The sequence below is a fragment of the Streptomyces sp. NPDC001852 genome, assembly GCF_042891825.1.
Taxonomy (GTDB): domain Bacteria; phylum Actinomycetota; class Actinomycetes; order Streptomycetales; family Streptomycetaceae; genus Streptomyces.
Genome location: NZ_JBIATN010000003.1, coordinates 270,405 through 292,818, shown reverse-complemented (window position 1 = coordinate 292,818; position 22,414 = coordinate 270,405). Strand labels below are relative to the sequence as shown.

General features: G+C 72.8%; 21 protein-coding genes. 13 read left to right on the top strand and 8 right to left on the bottom strand.

Annotation, left to right across the window (positions count from 1 at the left end; translation table 11 throughout):
- Window positions 1-49: 49 nt before the first annotated feature.
- The 4 genes from ACFYZB_RS06665 to ACFYZB_RS06650 all read left to right on the top strand — a co-directional run bounded on the left by ACFYZB_RS06665 (window position 50) and on the right by ACFYZB_RS06650 (window position 4,496).
- A complete protein-coding gene (locus tag ACFYZB_RS06665; RefSeq protein ID WP_351206321.1) occupies window positions 50-1,243 on the top strand; it encodes an amidohydrolase family protein in 1,194 nt (397 codons plus the stop codon).
- Window positions 1,243-2,376 carry an acyl-CoA dehydrogenase family protein gene (locus ACFYZB_RS06660; RefSeq protein WP_388755109.1) on the top strand — a complete coding sequence of 378 codons (1,134 nt, stop codon included), beginning with the start codon at window positions 1,243-1,245 and terminating at the stop codon, window positions 2,374-2,376. Before ACFYZB_RS06665 ends, ACFYZB_RS06660 begins: the two co-directional genes overlap by 1 nt.
- Window positions 2,377-2,491: 115 nt before the next feature.
- Window positions 2,492-3,421: an acyl-CoA dehydrogenase family protein gene (locus ACFYZB_RS06655; protein WP_388755106.1), complete on the top strand. Its 930-nt coding sequence runs from the start codon at window positions 2,492-2,494 to the stop codon at window positions 3,419-3,421.
- Window positions 3,422-3,974: 553 nt separating this feature from the next.
- Window positions 3,975-4,496: an ATP-binding protein gene (locus ACFYZB_RS06650; protein WP_388755656.1), complete on the top strand. Its 522-nt coding sequence runs from the start codon at window positions 3,975-3,977 to the stop codon at window positions 4,494-4,496.
- A gap of 241 nt (window positions 4,497-4,737) precedes the next feature.
- Here the strand turns inward: ACFYZB_RS06650 and ACFYZB_RS06645 are convergent, their stop codons facing one another.
- On the bottom strand, window positions 4,738-5,664 hold the full coding sequence (locus ACFYZB_RS06645) for a cyclase family protein (protein ID WP_388755103.1): 927 nt from the start codon (window positions 5,662-5,664) through the stop codon (window positions 4,738-4,740).
- Window positions 5,665-5,750: 86 nt separating this feature from the next.
- Between ACFYZB_RS06645 and ACFYZB_RS06640 the strand changes: the two genes are divergently transcribed.
- The 3 genes from ACFYZB_RS06640 to ACFYZB_RS06630 all read left to right on the top strand — a co-directional run bounded on the left by ACFYZB_RS06640 (window position 5,751) and on the right by ACFYZB_RS06630 (window position 8,960).
- Window positions 5,751-6,665, top strand: coding sequence for an SDR family NAD(P)-dependent oxidoreductase (locus ACFYZB_RS06640; protein WP_388755100.1), 915 nt, complete (start codon window positions 5,751-5,753; stop codon window positions 6,663-6,665).
- A 97-nt stretch (window positions 6,666-6,762) separates the two neighbouring features.
- Complete coding sequence (locus ACFYZB_RS06635) at window positions 6,763-7,911, top strand: acyl-CoA dehydrogenase family protein (protein WP_388755093.1); 1,149 nt, start codon at window positions 6,763-6,765, stop codon at window positions 7,909-7,911.
- Window positions 7,911-8,960 (top strand): Zn-dependent alcohol dehydrogenase, encoded by a 1,050-nt coding sequence (locus tag ACFYZB_RS06630; protein WP_388755090.1) that lies wholly within the window; start codon window positions 7,911-7,913, stop codon window positions 8,958-8,960. The genes ACFYZB_RS06635 and ACFYZB_RS06630 overlap by 1 nt, the downstream gene beginning before the upstream one ends.
- Here the strand turns inward: ACFYZB_RS06630 and ACFYZB_RS06625 are convergent.
- A complete protein-coding gene (locus ACFYZB_RS06625; protein WP_351206307.1) occupies window positions 8,950-9,945 on the bottom strand; it encodes a helix-turn-helix domain-containing protein in 996 nt (331 codons plus the stop codon). The two genes, ACFYZB_RS06630 and ACFYZB_RS06625, sit on opposite strands and share 11 nt — an antisense overlap.
- 71 nt (window positions 9,946-10,016) lie before the next feature.
- Between ACFYZB_RS06625 and ACFYZB_RS06620 the strand changes: the two genes are divergently transcribed.
- Window positions 10,017-11,327: an MFS transporter gene (locus ACFYZB_RS06620; RefSeq protein WP_388755086.1), complete on the top strand. Its 1,311-nt coding sequence runs from the start codon at window positions 10,017-10,019 to the stop codon at window positions 11,325-11,327.
- Between the two features lie 127 nt (window positions 11,328-11,454).
- Here ACFYZB_RS06620 and ACFYZB_RS06615 read toward each other — a convergent pair whose 3' ends face one another.
- Window positions 11,455-12,048, bottom strand: a complete 594-nt coding sequence (locus ACFYZB_RS06615) for a flavin reductase family protein (RefSeq protein ID WP_388755084.1) — start codon at window positions 12,046-12,048, stop codon at window positions 11,455-11,457.
- Window positions 12,049-12,130: 82 nt separating this feature from the next.
- Here ACFYZB_RS06615 and ACFYZB_RS06610 point away from each other — a divergent pair, with 82 nt between their 5' ends.
- Complete coding sequence (locus ACFYZB_RS06610; RefSeq protein WP_388755081.1) at window positions 12,131-13,057, top strand: hypothetical protein; 927 nt, start codon at window positions 12,131-12,133, stop codon at window positions 13,055-13,057.
- Window positions 13,058-13,082: 25 nt separating this feature from the next.
- Here ACFYZB_RS06610 and ACFYZB_RS06605 read toward each other — a convergent pair whose 3' ends face one another.
- The 3 genes from ACFYZB_RS06605 to ACFYZB_RS06595 form a co-directional block, all read right to left on the bottom strand.
- Window positions 13,083-13,865, bottom strand: a complete 783-nt coding sequence (locus tag ACFYZB_RS06605) for an enoyl-CoA hydratase/isomerase family protein (protein WP_388755079.1) — start codon at window positions 13,863-13,865, stop codon at window positions 13,083-13,085.
- On the bottom strand, window positions 13,862-16,084 hold the full coding sequence (locus ACFYZB_RS06600) for an acetate--CoA ligase family protein (protein WP_388755076.1): 2,223 nt from the start codon (window positions 16,082-16,084) through the stop codon (window positions 13,862-13,864). The genes ACFYZB_RS06605 and ACFYZB_RS06600 overlap by 4 nt, the downstream gene beginning before the upstream one ends.
- 96 nt (window positions 16,085-16,180) lie before the next feature.
- On the bottom strand, window positions 16,181-17,377 hold the full coding sequence (locus ACFYZB_RS06595) for a flavin-containing monooxygenase (RefSeq protein WP_388755073.1): 1,197 nt from the start codon (window positions 17,375-17,377) through the stop codon (window positions 16,181-16,183).
- Between the two features lie 202 nt (window positions 17,378-17,579).
- Here ACFYZB_RS06595 and ACFYZB_RS06590 point away from each other — a divergent pair, with 202 nt between their 5' ends.
- From ACFYZB_RS06590 to ACFYZB_RS06580, 3 genes are read left to right on the top strand one after another with little or no spacing between them, the layout of a single operon-like run.
- The gene (locus ACFYZB_RS06590) at window positions 17,580-18,029 is read left to right on the top strand and encodes a DoxX family membrane protein (protein WP_388755070.1); all 450 of its coding nucleotides are present in this window, start codon (window positions 17,580-17,582) and stop codon (window positions 18,027-18,029) included.
- Window positions 18,029-18,424 (top strand): Zn-ribbon domain-containing OB-fold protein, encoded by a 396-nt coding sequence (locus tag ACFYZB_RS06585; RefSeq protein ID WP_388755653.1) that lies wholly within the window; start codon window positions 18,029-18,031, stop codon window positions 18,422-18,424. The genes ACFYZB_RS06590 and ACFYZB_RS06585 overlap by 1 nt, the downstream gene beginning before the upstream one ends.
- A gap of 54 nt (window positions 18,425-18,478) precedes the next feature.
- Window positions 18,479-19,345: a GNAT family N-acetyltransferase gene (locus ACFYZB_RS06580; RefSeq protein ID WP_388755067.1), complete on the top strand. Its 867-nt coding sequence runs from the start codon at window positions 18,479-18,481 to the stop codon at window positions 19,343-19,345.
- Window positions 19,346-19,427: 82 nt separating this feature from the next.
- Here the strand turns inward: ACFYZB_RS06580 and ACFYZB_RS06575 are convergent, their stop codons facing one another.
- Window positions 19,428-20,093 (bottom strand): pyridoxal 5'-phosphate synthase, encoded by a 666-nt coding sequence (locus ACFYZB_RS06575; RefSeq protein ID WP_388755064.1) that lies wholly within the window; start codon window positions 20,091-20,093, stop codon window positions 19,428-19,430.
- 135 nt (window positions 20,094-20,228) lie between these two features.
- On the opposite strand from ACFYZB_RS06575, the gene ACFYZB_RS06570 reads away from it, so the two are divergent.
- Complete coding sequence (locus ACFYZB_RS06570; RefSeq protein ID WP_388755061.1) at window positions 20,229-21,203, top strand: CorA family divalent cation transporter; 975 nt, start codon at window positions 20,229-20,231, stop codon at window positions 21,201-21,203.
- A 17-nt stretch (window positions 21,204-21,220) separates the two neighbouring features.
- On the opposite strand, the gene ACFYZB_RS06565 is transcribed toward ACFYZB_RS06570, so the two are convergent.
- On the bottom strand, window positions 21,221-22,390 hold the full coding sequence (locus tag ACFYZB_RS06565; protein WP_351206285.1) for an acetyl-CoA acetyltransferase: 1,170 nt from the start codon (window positions 22,388-22,390) through the stop codon (window positions 21,221-21,223).
- Window positions 22,391-22,414 lie beyond the last annotated feature (24 nt).

The following is a 22,414-nucleotide window of genomic DNA, read 5'->3' as shown; positions in this document are numbered from 1 at the left end:
ATGCTATCTGACGGACCATCAGATAAGTACCGTCCGGCGGAGGGGACCCATGACCGAACTGCCCCGCATCATCAGCGTCGACGACCATGTGATCGAGCCCGCCCACCTCTTCGAGGTCTGGCTCCCGGCCAGGTACCGGGACCGTGGGCCCAAGCCGCTGACCGCCGGCATCGGGGAGCTCGCCTACATCGGCGGCAAGTACCAGATCACCATGGACCCGGCCGGCCAGCCGACCGACTGGTGGATCTACGAGGACCTGAAGTTCCCGTACAAGCGCAACATCGCCGCCGTCGGCTTCGACCGGGACGAGATGACGCTGGAGGGCATCACCAGGGAACAGATGCGGCGCGGGTGCTGGGACCCGAAGGCACGCCTCGCGGACATGGACCTCAACCACGTCGAGGCCAGCCTCTGCTTCCCGACCTTCCCCCGCTTCTGCGGGCAGACCTTCGCCGAGGCGCACGACAAGGAGGTCGCCCTCGCGTGCGTGCGCGCCTACAACGACTGGATGGTGGAGGAGTGGTGCGGGGACAGCGGCGGCCGGCTGATCCCGCTGTGCCTGATCCCGCTGTGGGACGTGGAACTGGCGGTCGCGGAGATCCGCCGGAACGCGGCGCGCGGGGTCCGGGCGGTGACCTTCTCCGAGATCCCCACCCACCTCGGGCTGCCCTCCATCCACTCCGGCCACTGGGATCCGTTCTTCGCCGTCTGCCAGGAGACGGGCACGGTCGTCAACATGCACATCGGCAGCAGCTCGCAGATGCCGGCCGCCTCCCCGGACGCGCCGCCCGCCGTCCAGGCCTCGCTGAGCTTCAACAACGCGATGGCCTCGATGATGGACTACCTCTTCAGCGGGGTCCTGGTGAAGTTCCCGCGGCTCAAACTCGCCTACTCCGAAGGGCAGATGGGCTGGATCCCGTACGCCCTGGAGCGCGCCGACGACGTGTGGGAGGAGCACCGGGCCTGGGGCGGGGTCCGCGACCTCGTCCCGGAACCCCCGTCGACGTACTACTACCGGCAGATCTTCTGCTGCTTCTTCCGCGACAGGCACGGGGTGGCGTCGCTGGACGTGGTGGGTCGCGACAACGCCACCTTCGAGACCGACTACCCGCACGTCGACTCGACCTTCCCGCACACCAAGGAGGTCGCCCTCGACCATGTGAAGGGCCTGGACGACGAGACCGTGTACAAGCTGATGCGGGGCAACGCCATCCGCATGCTGGACCTGGACCTCGACCGGTGATGGACCTGTCGTACACGCCCGGGGAGGAGGAGTTCCGGGCCCGGCTTCGGGAGTGGCTCGCCAAGGTGCTGCCCACGCTGCCGCCGAAGCCGTCACCCGACGACTGGCCCGCACGCAGGGCGTACGACCTGGGCTGGCAGCGGATGCTGTACGAGGCCGGGTACGCCGACGTCCACTGGGACGCCTCGCCGACGACCCGGCTGATCTTCCTGGAGGAGACGGAGCGGGCGGGTGCCCCGTACGTCGGGGCCGGCTTCGTCGGGCTGCTGCACGCCGGACCGACCATCGCCGCCGAGGGCACCGAGGAGCAGCGGACGCGCTGGCTGCCGCCGATCCTGCGCGGCGAGGAGGTGTGGTGCCAGGGGTTCAGCGAACCGGACGCGGGATCGGATCTGGCGTCGCTGCGCACGCGCGCGTGGCGCGACGGCGACGACTACGTGGTCACCGGGTCCAAGATCTGGACCTCCCACGCCGAGGTCGCCGACTGGTGCGAACTGCTCGTCCGCACCGACCCCTCGGCACCCCGGCACCGGGGCATCACCTGGCTCGCGATGCCCATGTCCGCCGACGGCATCACCGTGCGGCCGCTGCGCACGCTCGCCGGGTCGGCCGAGTTCGCGGAGGTGTTCCTGGACGAGGTGCGGGTGCCGGTGGCGAACCGGGTGGGGGCGGAGAACGACGGCTGGCGCGTGACCATGGTGACCCTGTCCTTCGAGCGCGGCACCGCGTTCGTCGGCGAGGTGGTGGCCTGCCGCCGCGTCCTGGCCGAGCTCGCGGGGGCGGCCCGGGAGAACGGCCGCTGGGACGATCCGGTGCTACGGCGCCGACTCGGCCGTCTGGAGGCGGAGTTCCGGGCGCTGTGGCGGCTGACCCAGTGGAACGTGAGCGAGGCGGAGGCGTGCGGTGGGGTGCCGGGGGTCGGCGGCTCGGTGTTCAAGCTGCGGTACTCGCACGCCCGCCAGGAGCTGTACGACACCGCCGCCGACGTACTCGGCCCGGCCGGCCTGGACCTCCGTCAGCCGTGGGTCCTGGACCGTCTGTCCTCCCTGTCCTACACGATCGCCGCCGGGACCTCACAGATCCAGCGCAACATCGTCGCGGAACGGATCCTGGGGTTGCCGAAGGGGCGATGAGGGCGCGGGCTCGGCATCGGGTGCGGGTGGCCCCGGTGGTTGGGGAGGCGGATTCGCCGTCGGCGGGTGCGGGTGAGCCGGTGCGGGTGTGGGGTCCGGTCGGAGGGAGATGAGCGTGCGTTTCCAACTCACTGAGGACCAGCGTGCGTTGAAGGCAGGTGTACGGGAGCTGCTGGACCGGCGGTTCGGGCGCGAGGCGTTGCGGGCGGCCGTGGATGCGCCGGGGCGGCTGGACCGGGAGCTGTGGCGGGTGCTCGGGGACGCGGGGTTCTTCGCCCTGCGGCTGCCGGAGGCGGACGGCGGGGTCGGGCTGGGCCTCCCGGAGGCGGTGCTGGTCTTCGAGGAGGCGGGACGGGCACTGCTGCCCGGACCGCTCGTGGCCACCCACCTCGCCGCCGGGACCGTACCCGGTGCGGCCACCGGGGAGACGGTGGTGGCGGCGGTGGACGGGGAGCTGGTGGAGTGGCTGGAGCCGGCGGACGTGGTACGGGGCGAGGCGACGGGGGCCGTGCCCCTGCGCTCGGTCGACCCCCTGACCCCCCTGCACCGCCTTCCCGCAGCCCCCCACCGCAAGGCCCGACACCCGGGCAGCACCAGCACCAGCACCAGCATCAGCACCGGCGCCCCCGACCCCGACCCCCTCGCCTCCCTCCTCACCGCTGCCGAGCAGCTCGGGACCGCCGTGCGGGTGCTGGAGACGGCTGTGCAACACGCCCGGACACGGGAGCAGTTCGGGCGGCCGATCGGGGCCTTTCAGGCCGTCAAGCACCTGTGCGCGGACCTGCTGGTGCGCACCGAGACCGCGCGCGTCGCCGTCTACGCGGCCGCCGTCACCGGCGACCCGGCCGACATCGCCGCCGCCCGGCTGCTCGCCGACGAGGCCGCCGTACGCGGGGCGCGTGACTGCCTTCAGGTGCACGGCGGCATGGGTTTCACCTGGGAGGCGGACGTGCACCTGCATCTGAAGCGGGCGTGGGTGCGGGCCCGGCGCGGTGGCGGGAGCACGGAGAGTGAGGAGCTGCTCGCCGCGCGGCTGGCGGCCTGACGAGGCGACCGCGCCCTGGACTGCACCGGCGACAAAGCCTTGGCCCATGATGTCGCGGATTGTGGCGCGCCGGTATCACGGAGCGTCGATACCTGGTTGTGTCCTTCAAGAGGCTCGTCACGTCCCGGAGTCGGGAGCCCCCTCCGGTACCTTGTGTGGGATGCGAGTGGCTGCGAGCACGAGCCGGTCCCGCGGTGCCCCTGGGGCGGCACCGGGTCGCCCGGTGCGCGTAGCTGCTCACGGGGCGGTAACGGCTTCGGCCGACGCCTGTTCGACTCCCTGGCACGAGCCTCGCACAGTATGCCGCACGCGTACTCCTTCGCGCTGGAATATGCCCGAAGCGCTTGTTGGGGTGACTGTACGTCAACCATGCTGTCTTCAAAGGGAATCACGTTCCGTGACCCTTGCTCGGGCCGTTGTTCTGGCCATGCAGAAAATGGCTACGATCGTGGCCCTCGTGATCGCCGTCGTGGCCGCAGCCGCCGCGACGGCCGGGTGGCGTGGGGTCATGTGTCCGCCGGTTCGGATGGTGTGAGCGGTGCAGGTGCTTCAAGTGCAGCTGGAGATCCGGCCCGACCCCACGGAGGTGGGTCGGGCGAGGAGGTGGGCCCTCTCGCGGCTCCCCGGGCTCGGGATAACGGCCGACGAGCCCCTGGCGGAAACCCTGATCCTGCTCGTCTCCGAGCTGGTGACCAACGCGGTCGTGCACACCGGCCACGCGGCCGTGCTCCGGCTCTCCCTGCCCGGCGCCGAGGCCGAGCTGCCGGGAGCGGCGGCCGAGCCGGCCGGAGCCCCCGAGGCTCCGGAGGCACCGGCGGCGGCCACCGTGCGCGTCGAGGTGGCCGACAGCAGCTCCCGCGCCCCCGTGCCGCGTTGCGCCGGCGGGGAGGCCACCGGCGGCCGTGGCCTGGCCCTGGTGGACTGCCTGGCCGATCGCTGGGGCTGGCGCCCGGAAGGTGCCGGCAAGAGCATCTGGTGCGAACTGGACCGCTGTTCGCAGCCCAGGGAGAGCGCGGCGATGGCGTACGGGGGCGGACTGTCCGCGTACGAGGGTCTCGCCTTCGAGGCGGTGTAGCACCCGGCGCGGCGGTGCGCCGGGGGTGCATCCGTGCGCGGGTGCCGTGAACAGGGTGTACGTAACAAATCCCCGTACCGGCGTTGACGACCCGTGACCGCCTGAACACGCTTGTGGGCGACGATTCGCCGCGAGGGGACGACGAGGGCTTGGGTGACGGCGGCCCTCGTCGAGTGTGGGTCGCACCCGGTGGGCGGCGCGTGCGCGCGACGGTGGGGGGAGGCGCGCCGCCGGCCGGTCGTCAGAGAACGGCCACGGGCGCCACCGGAGTCCCCGTCGCGCCGACGAACGGCTCCGGCATCGCCGACAGCAGGAACGCGTACCGGCGCTCTTCTCCACAGGCTGTGGACAACTCCTCGAGATTCCAGTTCTGGCCCTGGAGCATCCCCATCTCCACCAGGTCCAGGGCGTGCACGGGCAGCCACAGATTCTCCGACTCGGGCGGAAATATCTCAAAAGTGAGCGTGTCGTTCGCGACCGCCGCCACATCGCGCGCGTGGAACCACTCCGGTGTACGGACGGACAGCCCCGGCGACGGATAGCCGTACCCGTGCCTGTCCCCGGCCAGATACACCTGCACCTGCCCGGTGCGGACCAGCACGATGTCGCCGGCCCCGACCCGCACCCCGCCGAACTCCTCGGCCCGCTCCAGGTCCTCCGGCGTCACCGCGTGGCCCCCCGCCAGCCGGTCCACGCCACGCGCGCGTGCCACGTCCAGCAGCACCCCGCGCGAGACGACGTGCCGCGCCTTGTCGATCCCGGCGAACCCGGCGCCGCCGTGCGCGGTGACCGTGTGCGCCGGGCGGCCGTTGTAGAGCTTCCCGGAGTGCGAGACATGGGTGAGCGCGTCCCAGTGGGTGCCCGCCTGCAGGCCCATGGTCACCGCGTCGTCGCTGCACGCCACCGTGCCCGGCCCGAAGAGTTCCTGGTTGATCTGGACCATGACGTGCAGCGGGTTGACCCGCCCGGGGATCACTCCCGTCTGCACCCCGTCCGGCCGAAGGGGGAGGGCGAGGGGGACGCGGCGGCCGGCCCGGACGCAGGCGGCGGCCTCGCGGACGACCTCGTCGGTGATCAGGTTGAGGGTGCCGATCTCGTCGTCCGCTCCCCAGCGCCCCCAGTTGTTCACCCGCTTGGCGATCTCGTGGAACTCCTCCGGCAGTGCCATCCGGTTCCTCCCCGGGGCTTGTGTCCGTGCGTCCGGCGCGCCATAAAATCTAACGGACCGTCAGAAACTGCGGGAAGGGGCCGGGCGTGGGGAACTTCTTGGCTGGAAAGGTCGTCGCCGTGACGGGCGCCGGGCGGGGCATCGGACGGGCGGTCGCGCGCGCGGCAGCCGCCGAGGGCGCCAAGGTCGTCGTCAACGACTACGGCGTCTCCGTCGACGGCGCCTCGCCCACCAGCGAGGTCGCCGAGGCCGTCGTCAAGGAGATCGAGGCCGCGGGCGGGGAGGCGGTCGCGGTCGCCGACGACATCTCCACGATGGCGGGCGGGCAGCGGGTGGTCGACGTGGCGCTGGCCTCGTACGGCCGGCTCGACGGGGTCGTGTGCGTGGCCGGGATCCTGCGCGAACGCATGCTCTTCAACATGACCGAGGAGGAGTGGGACCCCGTGCTCGCCACCCACCTCAAGGGCACCTTCACCGTCTTCCGGGCGGCGTCCGCGGTGATGCGCCGGCAGCGCTCCGGCACACTGATCGGCTTCACCAGTGGCAACCACCAGGGTTCCGTGTCCCAGGCCAACTACAGCGCGGCGAAGGGCGGGATCATCTCGCTCGTCCGCAGCGCCGCGCTCGGCCTGCACAAGTACGGGGTGACCGCGAACGCGGTGGCGCCGGTGGCCCGTACCCGGATGTCGGCGAACGTCCCCATGGAGCTGACGGAGATCGGCGAGCCGGAGGACGTGGCCGCGCTGGTGGTCTACCTGCTGTCCGACGGGGCCGCTGCGCTGGGCATCACCGGGCAGGTGTACACCGTCGCCGGGCCGAAGATCGCAGTTTGGGCACAGCCCCGTGAGCTGCGCTCGGCGTATGCCCCGGGTGGTTGGACGCCGGAAAAGATCGCGGAGTTTCTGCCGGGATCTGTGGGAGTGGATCCGATGCCGATGCTGTCCCAGCTACTGGCGATGGAAGAGGCGGCGCGGATCGGTAATCGGCCGAACGCCCGGTAGCTCGGGGCGCGTTGTGGCTTTGGCGGCTGCGGGTTCGTTGTGGTTTCTCGCGCAGTTCCCCGCGCCCCTGACGGGGCGCTCAGGCTGAGGGGGATTCATGGATTTCGGGTTCAGTCCGGAGGACGAGATGTTCCGCGCGGAGGCCCGTGCGTGGCTGGCTGCCAACGCGGACCCGGCCGTCGACCGCCGTACCTGGGAACGCACCCTCGGTCGATCCGGCTGGATCGGGCTCGGCTGGCCGGAGCCGGGTTACGGGAACCGTACGGCCGGCCTCACCCAGCAGGTCGTCTGGGCCGAGGAGTACGCCCGGTCGGTGGCGCCCCCGCGCTCCGGGCACATCGGGGAGAACCTGCTCGCGCCCACGCTCATCGCCCACGGCGGCGAGGAGCAGAAGGCCCGCTTCCTCCCCCCGATCGCGGCCGGTGAGGAGCTGTGGTGCCAGGGATACAGCGAGCCCGGGGCGGGGTCGGACCTGGCCGGGGTGCGGACGTCGGCGGTCCGCGAAGGTGACCGCTACCGGATCAGCGGACAGAAGATCTGGACCTCGCTCGCCCATGAGGCCGACTGGTGCTTCGTGCTGGCGCGTACCGATCCCGAGTCCAGGCGCCACCACGGCCTCAGCTTTCTGCTCGTCCCCATGGACCAGCCCGGCCGCATCGAGGTCCGCCCCATCCGGCAGATGACCGGGACCAGCGACTTCAACGAGGTCTTCTTCGACGGGGCGTACGCGCGCGTGGATCACCTCGTGGGAGGGGAGGGGCGGGGCTGGCCGGTGGCCATGAGTCTGCTCGGGTTCGAGCGCGGGGTGTCCACCCTCGCCCAGCAGATCGGGTTCGCCGAGGAGTTGGGCCAGGTCGTACGCACGGCCCTGGAGACGGGAGCGGCCACGGACCCCGTCGTACGGGAGCGGCTCGTACGGCAGTGGGCCGAGCTGCGGACCATGCGCCGGCACGCCCTGCGCACCCTCGGCGGCTCGGCCGACGCCGGGGCCGCCAGCGTGGCCAAGCTGCTGTGGGCGGGCTGGCACCAGCGGCTCGGAGAGCTGGCGATGCAGGTCAGGGGGGCGGCGGCCACCGTCGGGCCGGTGGACTGGTCGGCCACGGCGCCGTACGAACTCGGCGCGGACCAGCACCTGTTCCTCTTCTCCCGGGCCGACACCATCTACGGCGGCTCGGACCAGGTCCAGCGCACGATCATCGCCGAGCGCGTGCTCGGTCTGCCCAGAGAGCCCAAGGGGGCCGTGTGATGCGTGGTGTGGTGTTCGACGGCACACAGGTGCGGGTGGTCGACGACCTGGTGGTGCGGGATCCGGGGCCGGGTGAGGTGCTGGTGGCCATCGCGGCGGCCGGGCTGTGCCACAGCGATCTGTCCGTGGTGGACGGCACCATCCCGTTCCCGGTGCCGGTGGTGCTGGGGCACGAGGGCGCCGGGGTCGTGGAGGCGGTCGGCGCGGGCGTCGGCCATGTCGCGCCCGGCGACCATGTGGCGCTGTCCACGCTCGCCAACTGCGGCACGTGCGCGGAGTGCGACCGGGGCCGGCCGACGATGTGCCGGCAGGCCATCGGGCGCCCGGGGAAGCCGTTCACGCGGGGGAGCACGCTCCTGCACCAGTTCGCCGCCAACTCGGCCTTCGCCGAGCGCACGGTCGTCAAGGCCGTACAGGCGGTGCGGATCCCCAAGGACATCCCCCTGGAGTCCGCCGCGCTGATCGGGTGCGGGGTGCTCACGGGAGTCGGGGCCGTGCTGAACCGGGCACGGGTGGACCGCGGGGACAGCGTCGTCGTCATCGGGACCGGCGGGATCGGGCTGAACGTGCTGCAGGGCGCCCGGCTCGCCGGGGCGCTCAGGATCGTCGCCGTCGACGCCAACCCGGCCAAGGAGAAGGTGGCCCGGCAGTTCGGCGCGACCGACTTCCTGACCTCCACGGACGGCGTGAAGGACATCCTGCCCACGGGCGCCGACCACGCCTTCGAGTGCGTGGGCCGGGTGGAGCTGATCCGGCAGGCGATCGACCTCCTGGACCGGCACGGCCAGGCGATCCTCCTCGGTGTCCCGCCCGCCACGGCCGAGGCGTCCTTCCTCGTCTCCTCCCTCTACCTGGACAAGTCCGTCCTCGGCTGCCGCTACGGATCCTCCCGCCCGCAGCGGGACATCGCCCTGTACGCCGACCTCTACCGCCGGGGCCGCCTGCTGCTCGACGAGCTGGTGACGGCCGTCCATCCGGTGGAGGACTTCGCCAGGGCCCGCGCGGACGCGGAGGCGGGACGGGTGGCGCGGGCGGTGCTCACGTTCTGACCCCGGTCCGGAAGGTCCGCCGGTACGCCGTGGGGGTCACCCCCAGCGCCTGCTGCAGATGCTGGCGCATCGACTGGGCCGTGCCGAAGCCCGCCTCGCGGGCCACCTGGTCGATGGACAGGTCGGTGGTCTCCAGCAGATGGCGGGCGCGTTCGACGCGCTGCTGGGTGAGCCACTGCCCGGGGCTGATGCCGGCCTCCTCGCGGAAGCGGCGGGTGAAGGTGCGCACCGACATGGCCTCCTGCTCGGCCATGTCCCGCAGCTGGATCGGCTCGTGGAGACGGCCGAGCGCCCAGGCGCGGGCGGCGGTCGTCGTGGCCAGCTGCGGGTCCGGGACCGGGCGGTGGATGTACTGGGCCTGGCCGCCGTCACGGTGCGGCGGTACGACCGTGCGCCGGGCGACGTCGTTGGCGACCGCCGTGCCGAAGTCGCGGCGCACCATGTGCAGGCACAGGTCGATCCCGGCGGCCACGCCGGCCGAGGTGAGCACGTCCCCGTCGTCGATGAACAGCACGTCCGCGTCCAGCCTGACCCGCGGGAACATGCGCTGGAAACGCTCGGCGTCGGCCCAGTGCGTGGTCGCCGGGCGGCCGTCGAGGTAACCGGCGGCGGCGAGGACGTAGACGCCGGTGCAGATGGAGGCGAGCCGGGTTCCGGGGCGGATGCGGGCGAGGGCGGCGGACAGCTCCTCGGTGAGGCGGCCCTCCTCGAAGACGGGACCGAGCTCGTACGACGCCGGGACGATCACCGTGTCGGCACCGGCCAGGGCCTCCGGGCCGTTCGGGACGTGCACGGCGAAGTCGGCGTCGGTCTCGACCGGACCGGGCGGCCGTACCGAGCAGGTCACGACCTCGTACAGGGGCCTGCCGTGCTCGTCCTTGGGGCGGCCGAAGATGCGGTGGGGTATGCCCAGCTCGAAGGGGAGCAGCCCGTCGAGGGCGAGCACGACGATCCGGTGCGGACGGAAACCCTCGGAACCACTCATGGCCCGATCCTAGCGAATGCTGTCCACCGGGCCACTCGATGCGCGGTCAAGAAAAGCGGACCCTCGATGACGTGACTCAGACAAGCCCAGCCGCAGCCCCCGTCCAGGCCGCCCCGCCCGCCCGGCGCCGCCGTGTGCACCGGGCGTGGTTCGTCGCCGCCGTCACCTTCGTCACGATCACCGGCGCGGCCGCCTTCCGTTCCCTGCCCGGCCTGCTCATCGACCCGCTGCACCAGGAGTTCGGCTGGTCGCGCGGCACGATCGGCGCGGCCGTCTCCATCAACCTCGCGCTCTACGGCCTCACCGCGCCGTTCGCCGCCGCGCTGATGGACCGCTTCGGCATCCGCCGGGTGGTCGCCGTGGCGCTGACCGTGATCGCGGCCGGCTCGGGCCTGACCGTGTGGATGACGGCGGCCTGGCAGCTGTGGCTGTGCTGGGGCCTGCTGGTCGGTCTCGGCAGCGGCTCGATGGCCCTGGCGTTCGCGGCGACGGTCACCAACCGCTGGTTCACCGAGCGGCGCGGGCTGGTCAGCGGCATCCTCACCGCCGCGTCCGCCTCCGGCCAGCTGATCTTCCTGCCGGTGCTGTCCTGGCTGACCGAGCACCACGGCTGGCGCCCGGCCGCCGTGACGGTCGCCCTGGCCGCGCTCGCCGTCGTCCCCTTCGTCTGGATCCTGCTGCGCGACCACCCGGCCGACATCGGCCAGAAGCCTTACGGCGCAACGGAGTTCGTTCCCAAGCCCCCGCCGGTCACGGGCGCCGCCCGCCGCACCCTGAAGGTCCTCTCCACCTCCGTGCGCACCGGCACCTTCTGGCTGCTCGCCGGCACCTTCGCGATCTGCGGCGCCTCCACCAACGGCCTGATCCAGACGCACTTCGTGCCCGCCGAACACGACCACGGGATGCCGGTCACGACGGCGGCCTCCCTGCTCGCGGTCGTCGGCGTGTTCGACGTGGCCGGCACGATCGCCTCCGGCTGGTTCACCGACCGCTTCGAACCGCGCCGCCTCCTGGCCGTCTACTACGCCCTGCGCGGCCTCTCCCTGGTCTTCCTGCCGATGCTGCTGGGCCCGGCCGTCCACCCCCCGATGCTCTTCTTCATCGTCTTCTACGGCCTGGACTGGGTGGCCACCGTCCCGCCGACCCTCGCCCTGTGCCGGGAGAACTACGGCGAGGACAGCGCCATCGTCTTCGGCTGGGTGCTCGCCTCCCACCAGATCGGCGCGGCCCTCGTCGCCTACCTCGGCGGCCTCGCCCGCGACGTCTTCGGCTCCTACGACCTCGTCTGGTACGCCTCCGGCACCCTGTGCGCGGCGGCGGCCCTGATGTCCCTGGTGATCCGCCGGACGGCTCCTGCGATTCCGGCGGTCGCCGTGTCCTGAAGCGGTCGTCTGCCGTCGGGTGGAAACGACTGCACCGTCCACCAACTGCGCCGGCAGCGGTACCCGTCCCGAACTGCACGGGCCGACCCGCCGCAGGCTCCGCCCCGCAGGTCCGGCCGCTGGGGCCTCAGCGGCCGAGCCGGGCGAACCGCCCCCGGTGGAAGAGCAGCGGGTCGCCCGGTTCCGCTGTGCCGAGGGCGGCCACCCGGCCCACGACGATCAGGTGGTCGCCGCCGGTGTGCACGGCGTGGACGGTGCAGTCGATCCAGGCGGCGGCGCCGGCCAGGCGTGGGGAGCCGGAGGCGGGTGCCGGGTCGTAGGGCACGCCGGCGAACTTGTCGGCGCCGCTCACCGCGAAAGCCCGGCACAGTTCGTCCTGGCCGGCGCTGAGCACGTTGACGCAGAAGACTCCCGCGCGGGCGATCCGGGGCCAGGTGGTCGACGTACGGCCCACCATGAAGCAGACCAGGGGCGGTTCGAGGGAGAGGGAGGCGAAGGACTGGCAGGCGAAGCCGGCCGGGGTGTGTTCCCCGTCGGCGGGTGGTGCCGTGATCACCGTCACGCCGCTCGCGAAGTTCCCCAGCACCCGCCGGAACTCGCCCGGCTCCACCGGCGCCCGCTCGTCCTCCCGCACACACCGCAACTCCGGCCGCGGCAACGGCTCCACGGGCCTGCGCCCCAGATACCGGACGGCGGCGGCCGCCGCCCCTGCATGTCCCATCACGCCATCCATTGAAGCTGACGGCCCATCAGATGGGAAGGTCGGCGGCGGACCCCCTACGGGCCGTCCGTAAGCTGCGGCCGTGGGGTGGGGAAAGAAACGGGAAAGACCCGGCGACAGCGGTGTGTCCCGGGCGTCCGGTGATCTGAACGCGGCCGCGGCACTGGGCGCGGCGCAGCTGCCGGCCGTGGCGGTGCTGGTGTGGATCCAGAGCTTCAGCCGTGACGACTACGGCGTCGGGCTCGGCGGGGCGCCGGCCGTGGTCGGCCTGCTCTGCATGCTCCTCTTCGCCCCGCTGATCCTGCCGTTCCTCGGCGTGGTGCAGGCGTTCGTCCTCACCCTGCCCTCCGTGTGGCTCGCCCGCGCGCTGCCCGGCCCCGGCCGGCTCCGCCACCTGCTGGCGCCGCTGGGCCCGGCCGCCTTCTGGGGGCTGCTCGCGGCCCTGCTCCGGCACTGGCCGCTCACGACGACCGTCCCGGTGCTCACCGCCGTCGGCCTGCTGCCCACGCTCGGCGTGCCCTATGTGCGCCGGCGCGCCTGGCGGCGGTGGGGCCCCTGGTGGCGGGCCGCGCTCGGCTCGGGCGTCCTGTTCGCGCTGGCGCTCGGCGGCGGGATCGCGGCCTCCGCGGCCGGTCTGATCCCGCAGTACGAGCCGCCCCGGCTGACCCGCGCCCAGTTCGTCGGGGTCTGGCGGGACGGCGACGGCGCCGAGCTGCGCCTCGGCGCCGACGGGCGGGCCGAGGCCCACAAGCTCCCCGCCGAACCCGCCGAGGGCGACTGGGGGGACCCGGACAAGGACTACGTGATCTGCGCGGGTTCCGGCACGTGGGAGCCCGACCCCCGCACGGACGACACCGGACGGGACGGCGTCCTGCTGCACCTCGGAACCGCCTGTGGCGAGGACACCCGCTGGTCCGTCAGCGGCACCGGGGACGCACCCCGGCTGTTCATCCTCTTCGGCGACCCCGACGCGGGTGTCCTGCGCATCCTCGACCGCACCGGGGACTGACCCTCACCGCACCGGGGACCGGTCCTCACCGCCCCCGGAACTCCGCCTCCCGGCGCCCCACGAACGCCCTCAGTCCTTCCCGGGCGTCCTCGGTCGTCATGTTGATCTCCTGGGCCCAGGCCTCCGCCGCGAAGGCGGTGGCCCGGTCCGACTCCAGGGAGCTGTTCACCAGGTGCTTGGTCAGGGCCAGGGCGCGGGTCGGGGCGGCGGCCAGGCGGTTCGCCCACTCCCGGGCCGCCTTGGGCAGGTCGGCATCCGGTACGACCCTGTTGACCAGGCCCAGGCGTTCCGCGTCCGGCGCCGGCACCGCGTCGCCGAAGAACAGCAGCTCCTTCGCCCGCTGCGGGCCCAGCAGGCGGGGCAGCAGGTACGCCCCACCGGCGTCCGGCACCAGCCCCCGCCGTACGAACACCTCGATGAACCGGGCCGACTCGGCGGCCAGGACCAGGTCGCAGGCGAACGCCAGGTGCGCGCCGAGGCCCGCCGCCGTACCGTTCACGGCGGCGATCACCGGCTTCTCGCAGTCCAGGACGGCCGCGATCAGGCGCTGGGCGCCGAGGCGGAGAACGCGGGCCACGTCGCCCGGGACCCGGTCGCCGCCGACGCCACCCCGCAGGTCCGCGCCCGCACAGAAGCCCCGCCCCGTGCCGGTCAGGACCACCGCCCGGACGTCCGGATCGGCCGAGGCCTCCGTGAGCAGGTCGATCAGCCGGTCCCGCAGAGCCGGAGTGAGGGCGTTGAGGGCATCGGGGCGGTTCAACGTCACGTACGACACCTGGCCGCCGCGCTCGGTCTCCAGTTCGCTCATCGGCACACCACCAGCGCGTCCAGCGCCACCGCGCCCTGTCCCCGTGGCAGCACCATGAGCGGGTTGACGTCCAACTCCGAGACGGACCGGCCCAGTTCGAGCGCCATGCGCTGGACCCGCAGGATCACCTCCACCAGCGCGTCGAGGTCGGCCGGAGGGCGGCCCCGGACGCCGTCCAGCAGCGCCCGGCCGCGCAGCTCGCAGAGCATGGCGCGGGCCTGGTCCTCGCCGAACGGGGGGACGCGCACGGCCGCGTCGTGCAGGACCTCGACCAGGACCCCGCCGAGGCCCACCGTCACCGTCGGGCCGAACAGGTCGTCGTGGGTCATCCCCACCACCATCTCCACGCCCTGCTCGACCATCTGGCACACCAGGATCCCGTCCAGCGGGACACCCTCGTAGCGGGCGATGTCGGTCAGCTCGCGGTAGGCGTCCCTGACCTGGCTGGCCGAGGTCAGACCGATCTTCACCAGGCCGAGTTCGGTCTTGTGGGCGATCTGGGCGCCCGAAGCCTTCATCACCACCGGGTAGCCGACCTGGGCCGCCGCCCGGACGGCCGCCGCCGCGCTGGTCACCAGCTGCTCGCGCGGCACCCGGATGCCGTAGGCGCGCAGCAGCTGCTTGGCCGCGTGCTCGCTCAGCTGCTGGCCGGGACGCATCAGCGCCTCCGCCTTGCGGTACGACGGTGAGGGGGTGCGCGGGGCCTCGTCGAAGGGGGAGCGGTAGTCGCTCACGAAGCGGTGGTGGTCCAGCCAGGCGCGGACGGCCCCGAGGCAGTTGCCCAGGGTGCGGAAGGTGGCCACGCGGGAGGAGCCGAGCAGGACCTCGCGGTAGGCCGCCTCCGTGCCCACCGGCGAACCCCACACCACGCACACCAGCTTGTCCGTCTCCTCCGCCGCCGCGACCAGGTCCGTCACGAGCCTGTCGCTCAGTGGCGGGAACGGGCCGGTGACCGGGCAGATCAGGGCGCCGACCGACGGGTCGGCGAGGAGGGCGTCGATGATCTTCCGGCCGCGGTGGTCGCCGACCGGGTGCCCGCCGTTGTCCACCGGGTTGGCCACGCTCAGGTACTCCGGTATCCACTGGTGCAGCTCGGCCTGCTTCGACTCCGACAGCCGGGGCAGGTGGAGTCCGGCTGCCGTGGCGAGGTCGGCCGCGTGCGCACCGGTGCCACCGGAGATCGAGTACACCGCGACCCCCTCCGCCAGCGGGGCCCGCGCCCGCGCCAACAGGGCCGCGGTGTCCTGGAGTTCGTCGAGACCGTCGACCCGTACGACCCCGAACTGGCGCATCGCCGCGTCCACCACGTCGTCGGCGCCCGTGAGCTTGCCGGTGTGCGAGGCCGCCGTACGGGCGCCGGTCTCGGTGCGGCCCACCTTCACCGCGACCACCGGCACCCCGCGGCGGGCGGCGCGGTCGGCGGCCAGCAGGAAGGCGCGGCCGTCCTTGAGGCCCTCCACGTAACAGGCGACGGCGCCGACCTCGGGCTGCTCGGCGAACCAGGAGAGGAAGTCGGCGGTCTCCAGGTCGGCCTCGTTGCCGGTGGGCGCCCAGTGGGAGAGCCGGATGCCCAGCTCCTGCAGGGCGAAGACGGGGCGGCCCTGGTGCCCGGACTGGGTGATCAGCGCGATCGCCGGGCCGGTCAGGTCGTCCCGGAAGTGCTCGAAGGCGTTGAGGTTGGTGTTGGGGCCGAGCAGCCGCAGACCCGAGCGCCGTACGGCGTCCGCGAGCCGTTCCTGGGCCTCGGCGCCGGCCTCCCCGGTCTCGGCGAAGCCGGAGGCGAAGGCGACCGCGAACCTCACCTTGGCGTCGGCCAGTTCCTCGACCACCGGCAGCGGGTCGGCCACCAGCAGCACGGCCAGATCGACCTGCCCGGGGGGCAGTTCGGCGACGGAGGCGGCGCAGGGGATGCCGAAGACCGAGGGGCGGGACGGATGCACCGGATGCACCCGCGCCCCCACCCGCTCGGCCCAGGCCAGCAGCTGCCGGGTGATCCCGGTGTTGGGGCGTCCCTCCGCGTCCGAGGCGCCGATCACGGCGACCGACTCGGGCCGGAAGAAGCGGGTCAGGTCGGGGACGTCCGCGTACAGCGGCCGCCCGCTGACGTCCAGGTCGTCGACCCGGTCGTGGACGACGGGGCCGGGCCGCTGCTCGCCGCACGCGATGACCCGGGCCCGGCGGGAGTCGGTGGTGAGGGTGCCGTGGGTTGATCCAAGCATCGGTCCGCCCGCTCCTGTGAGACAGCACAAGTAAACTGACGCTCTGTCAGATTACTGAACTGACGCTGTGTCAGGAACCGGTCGGACCTCGCGAAGTCACCGGCGGGTGCGGAGGTGCCTGGCCGCCGCTTTCGCGATCTTCCCGGCGTCGAGCGCCATCTCCCGGAACATCCCGCTGATCGGGTTGGTGTAGCCGGTGAAGTACAGGCCGGGTGTCTGCGCGGGCGTGCGGCCGCCGTGCACGACCGGCTTCCCGCGCCCGTCCAGCACCCCGAGATGCCCGACCAGCCCCTCCAGTGCCCGCGTGTAGCCGGTCGCCGCGATCACCGCGTCCGGCTCGATCCGGGTGCCGTCGGCGAGGACGACCTTTCCGGGGTTCCCGTCCTCGAAGGACTCGACGGCGGCCACGATCTCCACCTTCCCCTTGCGCACGGCGTCGATCAGGCCGACGTCCTGCACCGGGACGGCGCCCTGCAGGACCCTGCTGTACATCCCCGTGTCCGGGCGCGGCAGCCCGTGGGCCGACAGGTCCGGCACGCCGAGCCGGGCCGCCGATCTGGCGAGCCGGTCCACCAGCCGCACCGGCAGATGCCGTACCAGCACGCCGGAGTACTGCGCGGGCCAGCCGAGCGTCGTACGGCGCACGATGTGCGGGACGGTGCGCACCGCCAGCCGCACCCGCGCCGCCCCGCCCTCCACCAGGTCCACGGCGATCTCCGCGCCGGTGTTGCCGACGCCGACGACCAGCACGTCCCGGTCGGCGTACGGCTCGGCGTTGCGGTAGGCGCCCGCGTGCAGGAACTCCCCGCCGTACTCCGTGAGTCCGGGCCAGTCGGGGATGCGCGGGGTGTGGTTGTAGCCGGTGGCGACGACCACCGCGCTGCCGGTCAGCTCGCGCCCGCCGGAGGCGTGCAGCAGCCAGCCGGTGCCGTCCCCGGCCCGCTCGACACGGAAGACCTCCACACCGGTGACGATCTCCAGCTCGTGGTGTTCGGCGTACTTCTCCAGATAGCGCACCACGTTGTCGCGGGACACCCAGCGCCCGAACTTCCGGGGGATCTTCAGGCCGGGCAGCGCGGAAAGCCGCCGGGTGGTGTGCAGATGCAGCCGGTCGTAGTGGCCGCGCCAGGAGGCGCCCACGCGGTCGGCCTTCTCCAGCACCACGGCCCGTATGCCCCGTGCCCGCAACGCGTACGCGGCGGCCAGACCGCCCGGACCGGCGCCGATGACGTAGACCGGGCGGTCGGCGGGCGTGGCGGAGAGCGGCACGGAAGCGGAACGGGAGTCGGTCATGCCCGGAGCGTAACCACGCATCCGGTTGATGGGTCTCGGTCAAGACCGGAATTGGTTGCGGATTGATCACGGGTGTAGGAGGAGTGGGTGGGACCGGTGACGTAGGACACCTGGTTGTGGCGGTACGGAGATCGGTCCCGCTCCTCCCGCCTGCTTCCGCAGGTCTCGGCAAGCCACCGAATCTGACGTACCGTCAGATGTCATGGACTCGATATGGCTCGGCGGTGCGGAGTGGCTGGCGGTGCTGCGGATCGGTCTCGGTCTGTGGTGGCTGGAGAGCTGGCGGCACAAGGACAAGAAGGCGTGGTTCGAGCGGGGCAGCGGCATCGCGTGGGCGGCGGAGATCGCGCAGAAGCATCGCTGGGCGCCGGTGCGGGCCGGCTTCGAGACGGTGGTCAAACCGCACCCGAAGCTGATGGCGTACGTCGTCGCCTACGCCGAACTCGCCCTCGGTCTCGGCCTGATCCTCGGCTTCCTGACCCCGGTCGCGCTGCTGGGCGCACTGCTGCTGAACGCGACCTACTTCGTCCTGATGATCCACGACTGGGCGGAACAGGGCCAGAACTCGATGATGGCGCTGATCTCGCTCGTCGGGTTCTTCGCGATGGCCTGGCAGAGCTGGTCGATCGACGCATGGCTGGGATGGTTCTGATGGGCGCGGTCCGCCACGACCTCCCGGAGCCCGACGCCTTGACGCGCCCCTACTGGGAGGCGGCCGAGCGGGGCCTGCTGCTGATCCGCCGCTGCCGCGCCTGCGGCCGGGCCCACCACTACCCGCGCGAGTTCTGCCCGCACTGCTGGAGCGAGGACGTCACCTGGGAGCAGGCGAGCGGCCGGGCCGTGCTCTACACCTGGTCCACCGTCCACCGCAACGACCTGCCGCCCTTCCGCGAGCGCGCGCCGTACGTGGCCGCGGTGGTCGATCTGGCGGAGGGCCCGCGGATGATGACGCAGGTGGTGGAGTGCGCGGAAGCGGAGCTGCGGGCCGGGCTGCCCCTGCGCGTGACGTTCACGGACGGCAGGCCGGTGTTCCGTCCGGAGGGCTGAGCCGGCGAGGAAAACCGGTGCGCCGCCCGGACGTTGGCGCCGATCATGGGCCGTATGCGCCCTGACGACTGGCATCTCACCGAAGACCTCGACGAGTTCCTCGCCCTCGCCGGCGACTTCCTGCGCTCCCGGCCCGCCCTGCACACGGTCCCGCTGACGGTGGGGGACGCGCTGCGCCGCCGCGGGCTGCACTTCTACAGCGCCGAGGTACCGCTCTTCGGCGTCCTGGACGACGGCACGGTCCGCGCGACCCTGATCCACACGCCGCCGTTCCCCCTCCATGTCACCCGGCTCACCGCGCAGGGGGCCGACGCCCTGGCCGTCCGGCTCGCCGACCTGGGGCGCCCGGCGCCCGGCATCTCCGGACCGCGGGAGACGGCGGAGGTCTTCGCGGCGGCCTGGCAGCGGCACACCGGTACGCCGGTCGCGCCGGGCCGGCGCCAACGGCTGTACCGGCTGGACGAGTTGACCGTACCGGAGCCGAGGCCGCAGGGCCGCGCGCGGATCGCGGGGCCCGAGGACCGCGCGTTGCTGGGCCGCTGGAAGGCCGAGTTCGACACGGACACCGGCCACGGCGTCGGCACGGACACCGCCGCGTGGGCCGACGCGCGTATCGCCGAGGGCGGCGCAACCCTCTGGGAGGAGGCCGACGGCACCCCGGTCTCCATGGCGGGGGCCACCCCGGAGATCGCCGGCCAGATCCGCATCGCCCCCGTCTACACCCCGGCCGGCCTGCGCGGGCGCGGATACGCGGGTGCGGCCACGGCGGCGGTGAGCCGGGCCGCCCGCGAGGCCGGAGCTGCGGAGATCCTCCTCTTCACCGACCTCGCCAACCCCACGAGCAACGGGCTGTACCAGCGCATCGGCTACCGCCCGGTCGCGGACTTCGCGACGTGGACGTTCGAGGGCGCCGAGAGGTGACGTCCGGGCTACCCGGAACCCGGCCGGGGCCGCGATCGCCGGGGCCGGGCTCACGAGGATCGCCCGGCCGGTGGGTGCCCGGCTAAGGCCACAGCAGGACCCTGTTCCAGCCGAACTCCGTGCTGCGGTACTCCAGCCGCACGTGCTGCCGGTCCGGGTCCCCCTGGAAGAACTCCACCGTCTCCGGGTGAACCCGGTAGAGGGTCCAGGTGGGAGACGGCTCGGTCGGGTTCTCGCGGGCCCGCTCCCACGCGGCCCGGGACGCCCGCCGCAGCTCCTCCAGCGAGGACAGCTCCTCGCTCTGCCGCCCGGTGAGCGCCGCGGCCAGCGCCCCCGTCGAGCGGGCGTGCAGGTCGGCCTGGCTCTCCCGGGACGGCGCCGCGGTCACCGGACCGCGCACCCGGACCTGGCGGCCCAGCACCGGCCAGTAGAAGGCCAGGGCGGCACAGGGGTGCGCGCTCAGGGCCCGGCCCTTGCGGCTCGTGGCGTGCGTGCCGAAGGACCAGCCGTCGGCGTCGGCGCCGTGCAGCATCACGATCCGCACGTCCGGCCTGCCCTCCTCGTCCACCGTGGCCAGCGACATCGTGTGCGGCTCCGGCTGCCCGGCCGCCACCGCCTCCGCCAGCCAGCTCGTGAACAGGGGCAGCGGGGTCGGCGGGGCGGTGTCCGGGGCGAAGGAGCGCAGGTCCGTGACGTCCGGGTCCCATACCCGCAGCGACCTCAGAGTCGCGTGGAGATCCGTTTCCATGTGCCGAGTATCGCCACCGGCGCCGTCATCCGTTCGGCAGCCGTCCCGCGACGCACACGAGTGCCTCCGCGTGCGGGACCGCCCGAAGCCGGGGACGCTCGGAGTCACGGGCTTCGGGAACGTCGGTGAGGGGCGATGATCGTAACGGTGGTGTCGATGCCGGAGGTGGCCGTCACCCGTACGGATGTGTCGGAGGCGCGCGAGCGGCTGGCCGCCGCCTCCTTCCTGCTCGTCGACGTCGAGCTGCCGGAGGACGCCCCGGCGCCTGCCACCCCGGTCGCCGATCAGCTGGGCCTGGACGGCGAGGAACTGGACTGGTTCGGCAGCAAGGACGAGCCCGCGCGGGCCGAGTTCCTGGGGGACCGGGCCGCTTTCGTGGTGCCGGTGGTGCACGGGGAGGAGATCGTCCACCTCCATGTGGTGGTGACCGAGCGGTTCCTGGTCACCGTGCACCGGGGGCAGGCCGGACTGGCGAAGGACCTCGCCGTGGCCCTGCGGCACGAGCGGCCCGACGACACGGTGGCCTTGCTCTTCCTCCTGCTCCAGGAGGCTCTGGACACCTTCCGCCGGGCGGCCGTGCGGGAGCTGCTGCAGACCGAGGAACTCGAGGACGACATGTTCGAGAACCGGCGCACCGAGCACGTCTACCGTCTCGCGCAGCTGCGGCGGCGCTCCGCACTCCTGCACCATTCCCTGCTGCCCTACCTCCAGGCGACCGACGAGATCCTCACCCGCCGGATGATGAGCCCCGCCTTCCCCGAGGACCGGCAACGGCGTGCCCAGGGGTTCCAGAACGCCGGAAGGCTGGTCCTGGCCGACATCGAGTCCCTCCAGGACGCCACCCGCCGGGCCTTCGCCAGTTACTCCTCGCTCGTCGCGGGCGAGCAGAACGGCGTGATCAACCGGCTGGCCATCGTGTCGGTGATCTTCCTGCCGCTGTCGTTCCTGACCGGCTTCTTCGGCATGAACTTCACGTTCCTGACGAACCGGCTGGAGACCAAGGACGAGTTCTGGCTGCTCGCCGTGGGGCTGCAGATCCTCGCCCTGATCGGCTCCTTCTACCTCCTGCACCGCACCCGCATCTGGCGCACACTGCGGGACAAGGAGTGACGAGGGACCCGGGACCCTCACCGGCCCAGCACCACCGTCCCCGACGAGCAGAACCAGCCGCCCGTCCCGGAAGCCACCCCCAGCCTCGGCGGCTGCCCGTCCCGCGTGCGCACCTGCCGCTCCCCGGCCTCCCCGCGCAGTTGCCGCACCGCCTCCACCAGCAGGAACAGCCCCCGCATGCCGGGGTGCTGGGCCGACAGGCCGCCCCCGTCCGTGTTCACCGGCAGCTCCCCGCCCCGCACCAGCAGCCGGCCCTTCGTCACGAACGCCCCGCCCTCGCCCTTCCCGCAGAAGCCCAGGTCCTCCAGGGTCACCAGGGTCATGTAGGTGAAGGCGTCGTAGATCTGAGCGAAGTCCATCTCCCGCGGCCCCACCCCGGCCCGCCCGAAGGCCAGCCGCCCGCTCACCGCCGCCGGTGACACCGTGAAGTCCGGCCACTCGGACATCGCCGCGTGCGAGACGTGTTCCCCGGTGCCGAGGATCCAGACGGGCGCCGTACGGCAGTCCCGCACGTACTCCTCGGCCGCCAGCAGGACCGCCGCGCCGCCGTCCGAGCGCAGACAGCAGTGCAGCTTGGTGAAGGGGTCGGCGATCACCGGGCCGGCCAGGACGTCGTCGACCGTGATCGGGTCGCGGAACATCGCCTCCGGGTTCAGCGCCGCGTTGGCCCGGGCCTGGACGGCGACCTCGGCCAACTGCTCGACGGTCGTGCCGTGTTCGATCATGTGGCGGCGGGCGGCCATCGCGTACTTGGCGATCAGGGTGTGGCCGTAGGGGGCCTCGAACTGCAGCGGGCCGCGGGCGCCGAAGGACAGGTCGCCCGTCCTGCGTCCCGCCCTGATGTCCGCGCGTGCTGTCGAGCCGTAGACGAGGAGGACGGCGTTCGCGTGGCCCGCCGCGATCGCGTCGGCCGCGTGCGCCGCCATGACCTCCCAGGTCGAGCCGCCGACCGAGGTGGAGTCCACCCAGGTGGGGCGCAGGCCCAGATACTCGGCCACCTCGACGGGGGCCAGGGTGCCAAGCCCGGCGGAGGCGAAACCGTCGACCACCGAGCGGTCCAGGCCCGCGTCGGCCAGGGCCCGGCGGGCCGCCTGGGCGTGCAGGGCGTAGGCCGTCGCGTCGTCCACGCGCCCGCAGTCGGACAGGGCCACACCGACCACGGCGACCTTCCGGCTCCCACGGCTCATACGAGGGCTCCTCCCCCTGTGCAT

What these genes read in the sequence shown, in the direction of transcription:
- ACFYZB_RS06665 (WP_351206321.1), top strand. Translation starts at nt 50, where the DNA reads ATGACCGAACTGCCCCGCATCATCAGCGTCGACGACCATGTGATCGAG.
- ACFYZB_RS06660 (WP_388755109.1), top strand. Translation starts at nt 1,243, where the DNA reads ATGGACCTGTCGTACACGCCCGGGGAGGAGGAGTTCCGGGCCCGGCTT.
- ACFYZB_RS06645 (WP_388755103.1), bottom strand. Translation starts at nt 5,664, where the DNA reads ATGGCACTGCCGGAGGAGTTCCACGAGATCGCCAAGCGGGTGAACAAC.
- ACFYZB_RS06635 (WP_388755093.1), top strand. Translation starts at nt 6,763, where the DNA reads ATGGATTTCGGGTTCAGTCCGGAGGACGAGATGTTCCGCGCGGAGGCC.
- ACFYZB_RS06630 (WP_388755090.1), top strand. Translation starts at nt 7,911, where the DNA reads ATGCGTGGTGTGGTGTTCGACGGCACACAGGTGCGGGTGGTCGACGAC.
- ACFYZB_RS06625 (WP_351206307.1), bottom strand. Translation starts at nt 9,945, where the DNA reads ATGAGTGGTTCCGAGGGTTTCCGTCCGCACCGGATCGTCGTGCTCGCC.
- ACFYZB_RS06615 (WP_388755084.1), bottom strand. Translation starts at nt 12,048, where the DNA reads ATGGGACATGCAGGGGCGGCGGCCGCCGCCGTCCGGTATCTGGGGCGC.
- ACFYZB_RS06605 (WP_388755079.1), bottom strand. Translation starts at nt 13,865, where the DNA reads ATGAGCGAACTGGAGACCGAGCGCGGCGGCCAGGTGTCGTACGTGACG.
- ACFYZB_RS06600 (WP_388755076.1), bottom strand. Translation starts at nt 16,084, where the DNA reads ATGCTTGGATCAACCCACGGCACCCTCACCACCGACTCCCGCCGGGCC.
- ACFYZB_RS06595 (WP_388755073.1), bottom strand. Translation starts at nt 17,377, where the DNA reads ATGACCGACTCCCGTTCCGCTTCCGTGCCGCTCTCCGCCACGCCCGCC.
- ACFYZB_RS06590 (WP_388755070.1), top strand. Translation starts at nt 17,580, where the DNA reads ATGGACTCGATATGGCTCGGCGGTGCGGAGTGGCTGGCGGTGCTGCGG.
- ACFYZB_RS06585 (WP_388755653.1), top strand. Translation starts at nt 18,029, where the DNA reads ATGGGCGCGGTCCGCCACGACCTCCCGGAGCCCGACGCCTTGACGCGC.
- ACFYZB_RS06580 (WP_388755067.1), top strand. Translation starts at nt 18,479, where the DNA reads ATGCGCCCTGACGACTGGCATCTCACCGAAGACCTCGACGAGTTCCTC.
- ACFYZB_RS06575 (WP_388755064.1), bottom strand. Translation starts at nt 20,093, where the DNA reads ATGGAAACGGATCTCCACGCGACTCTGAGGTCGCTGCGGGTATGGGAC.
- ACFYZB_RS06570 (WP_388755061.1), top strand. Translation starts at nt 20,229, where the DNA reads ATGATCGTAACGGTGGTGTCGATGCCGGAGGTGGCCGTCACCCGTACG.
- ACFYZB_RS06565 (WP_351206285.1), bottom strand. Translation starts at nt 22,390, where the DNA reads ATGAGCCGTGGGAGCCGGAAGGTCGCCGTGGTCGGTGTGGCCCTGTCC.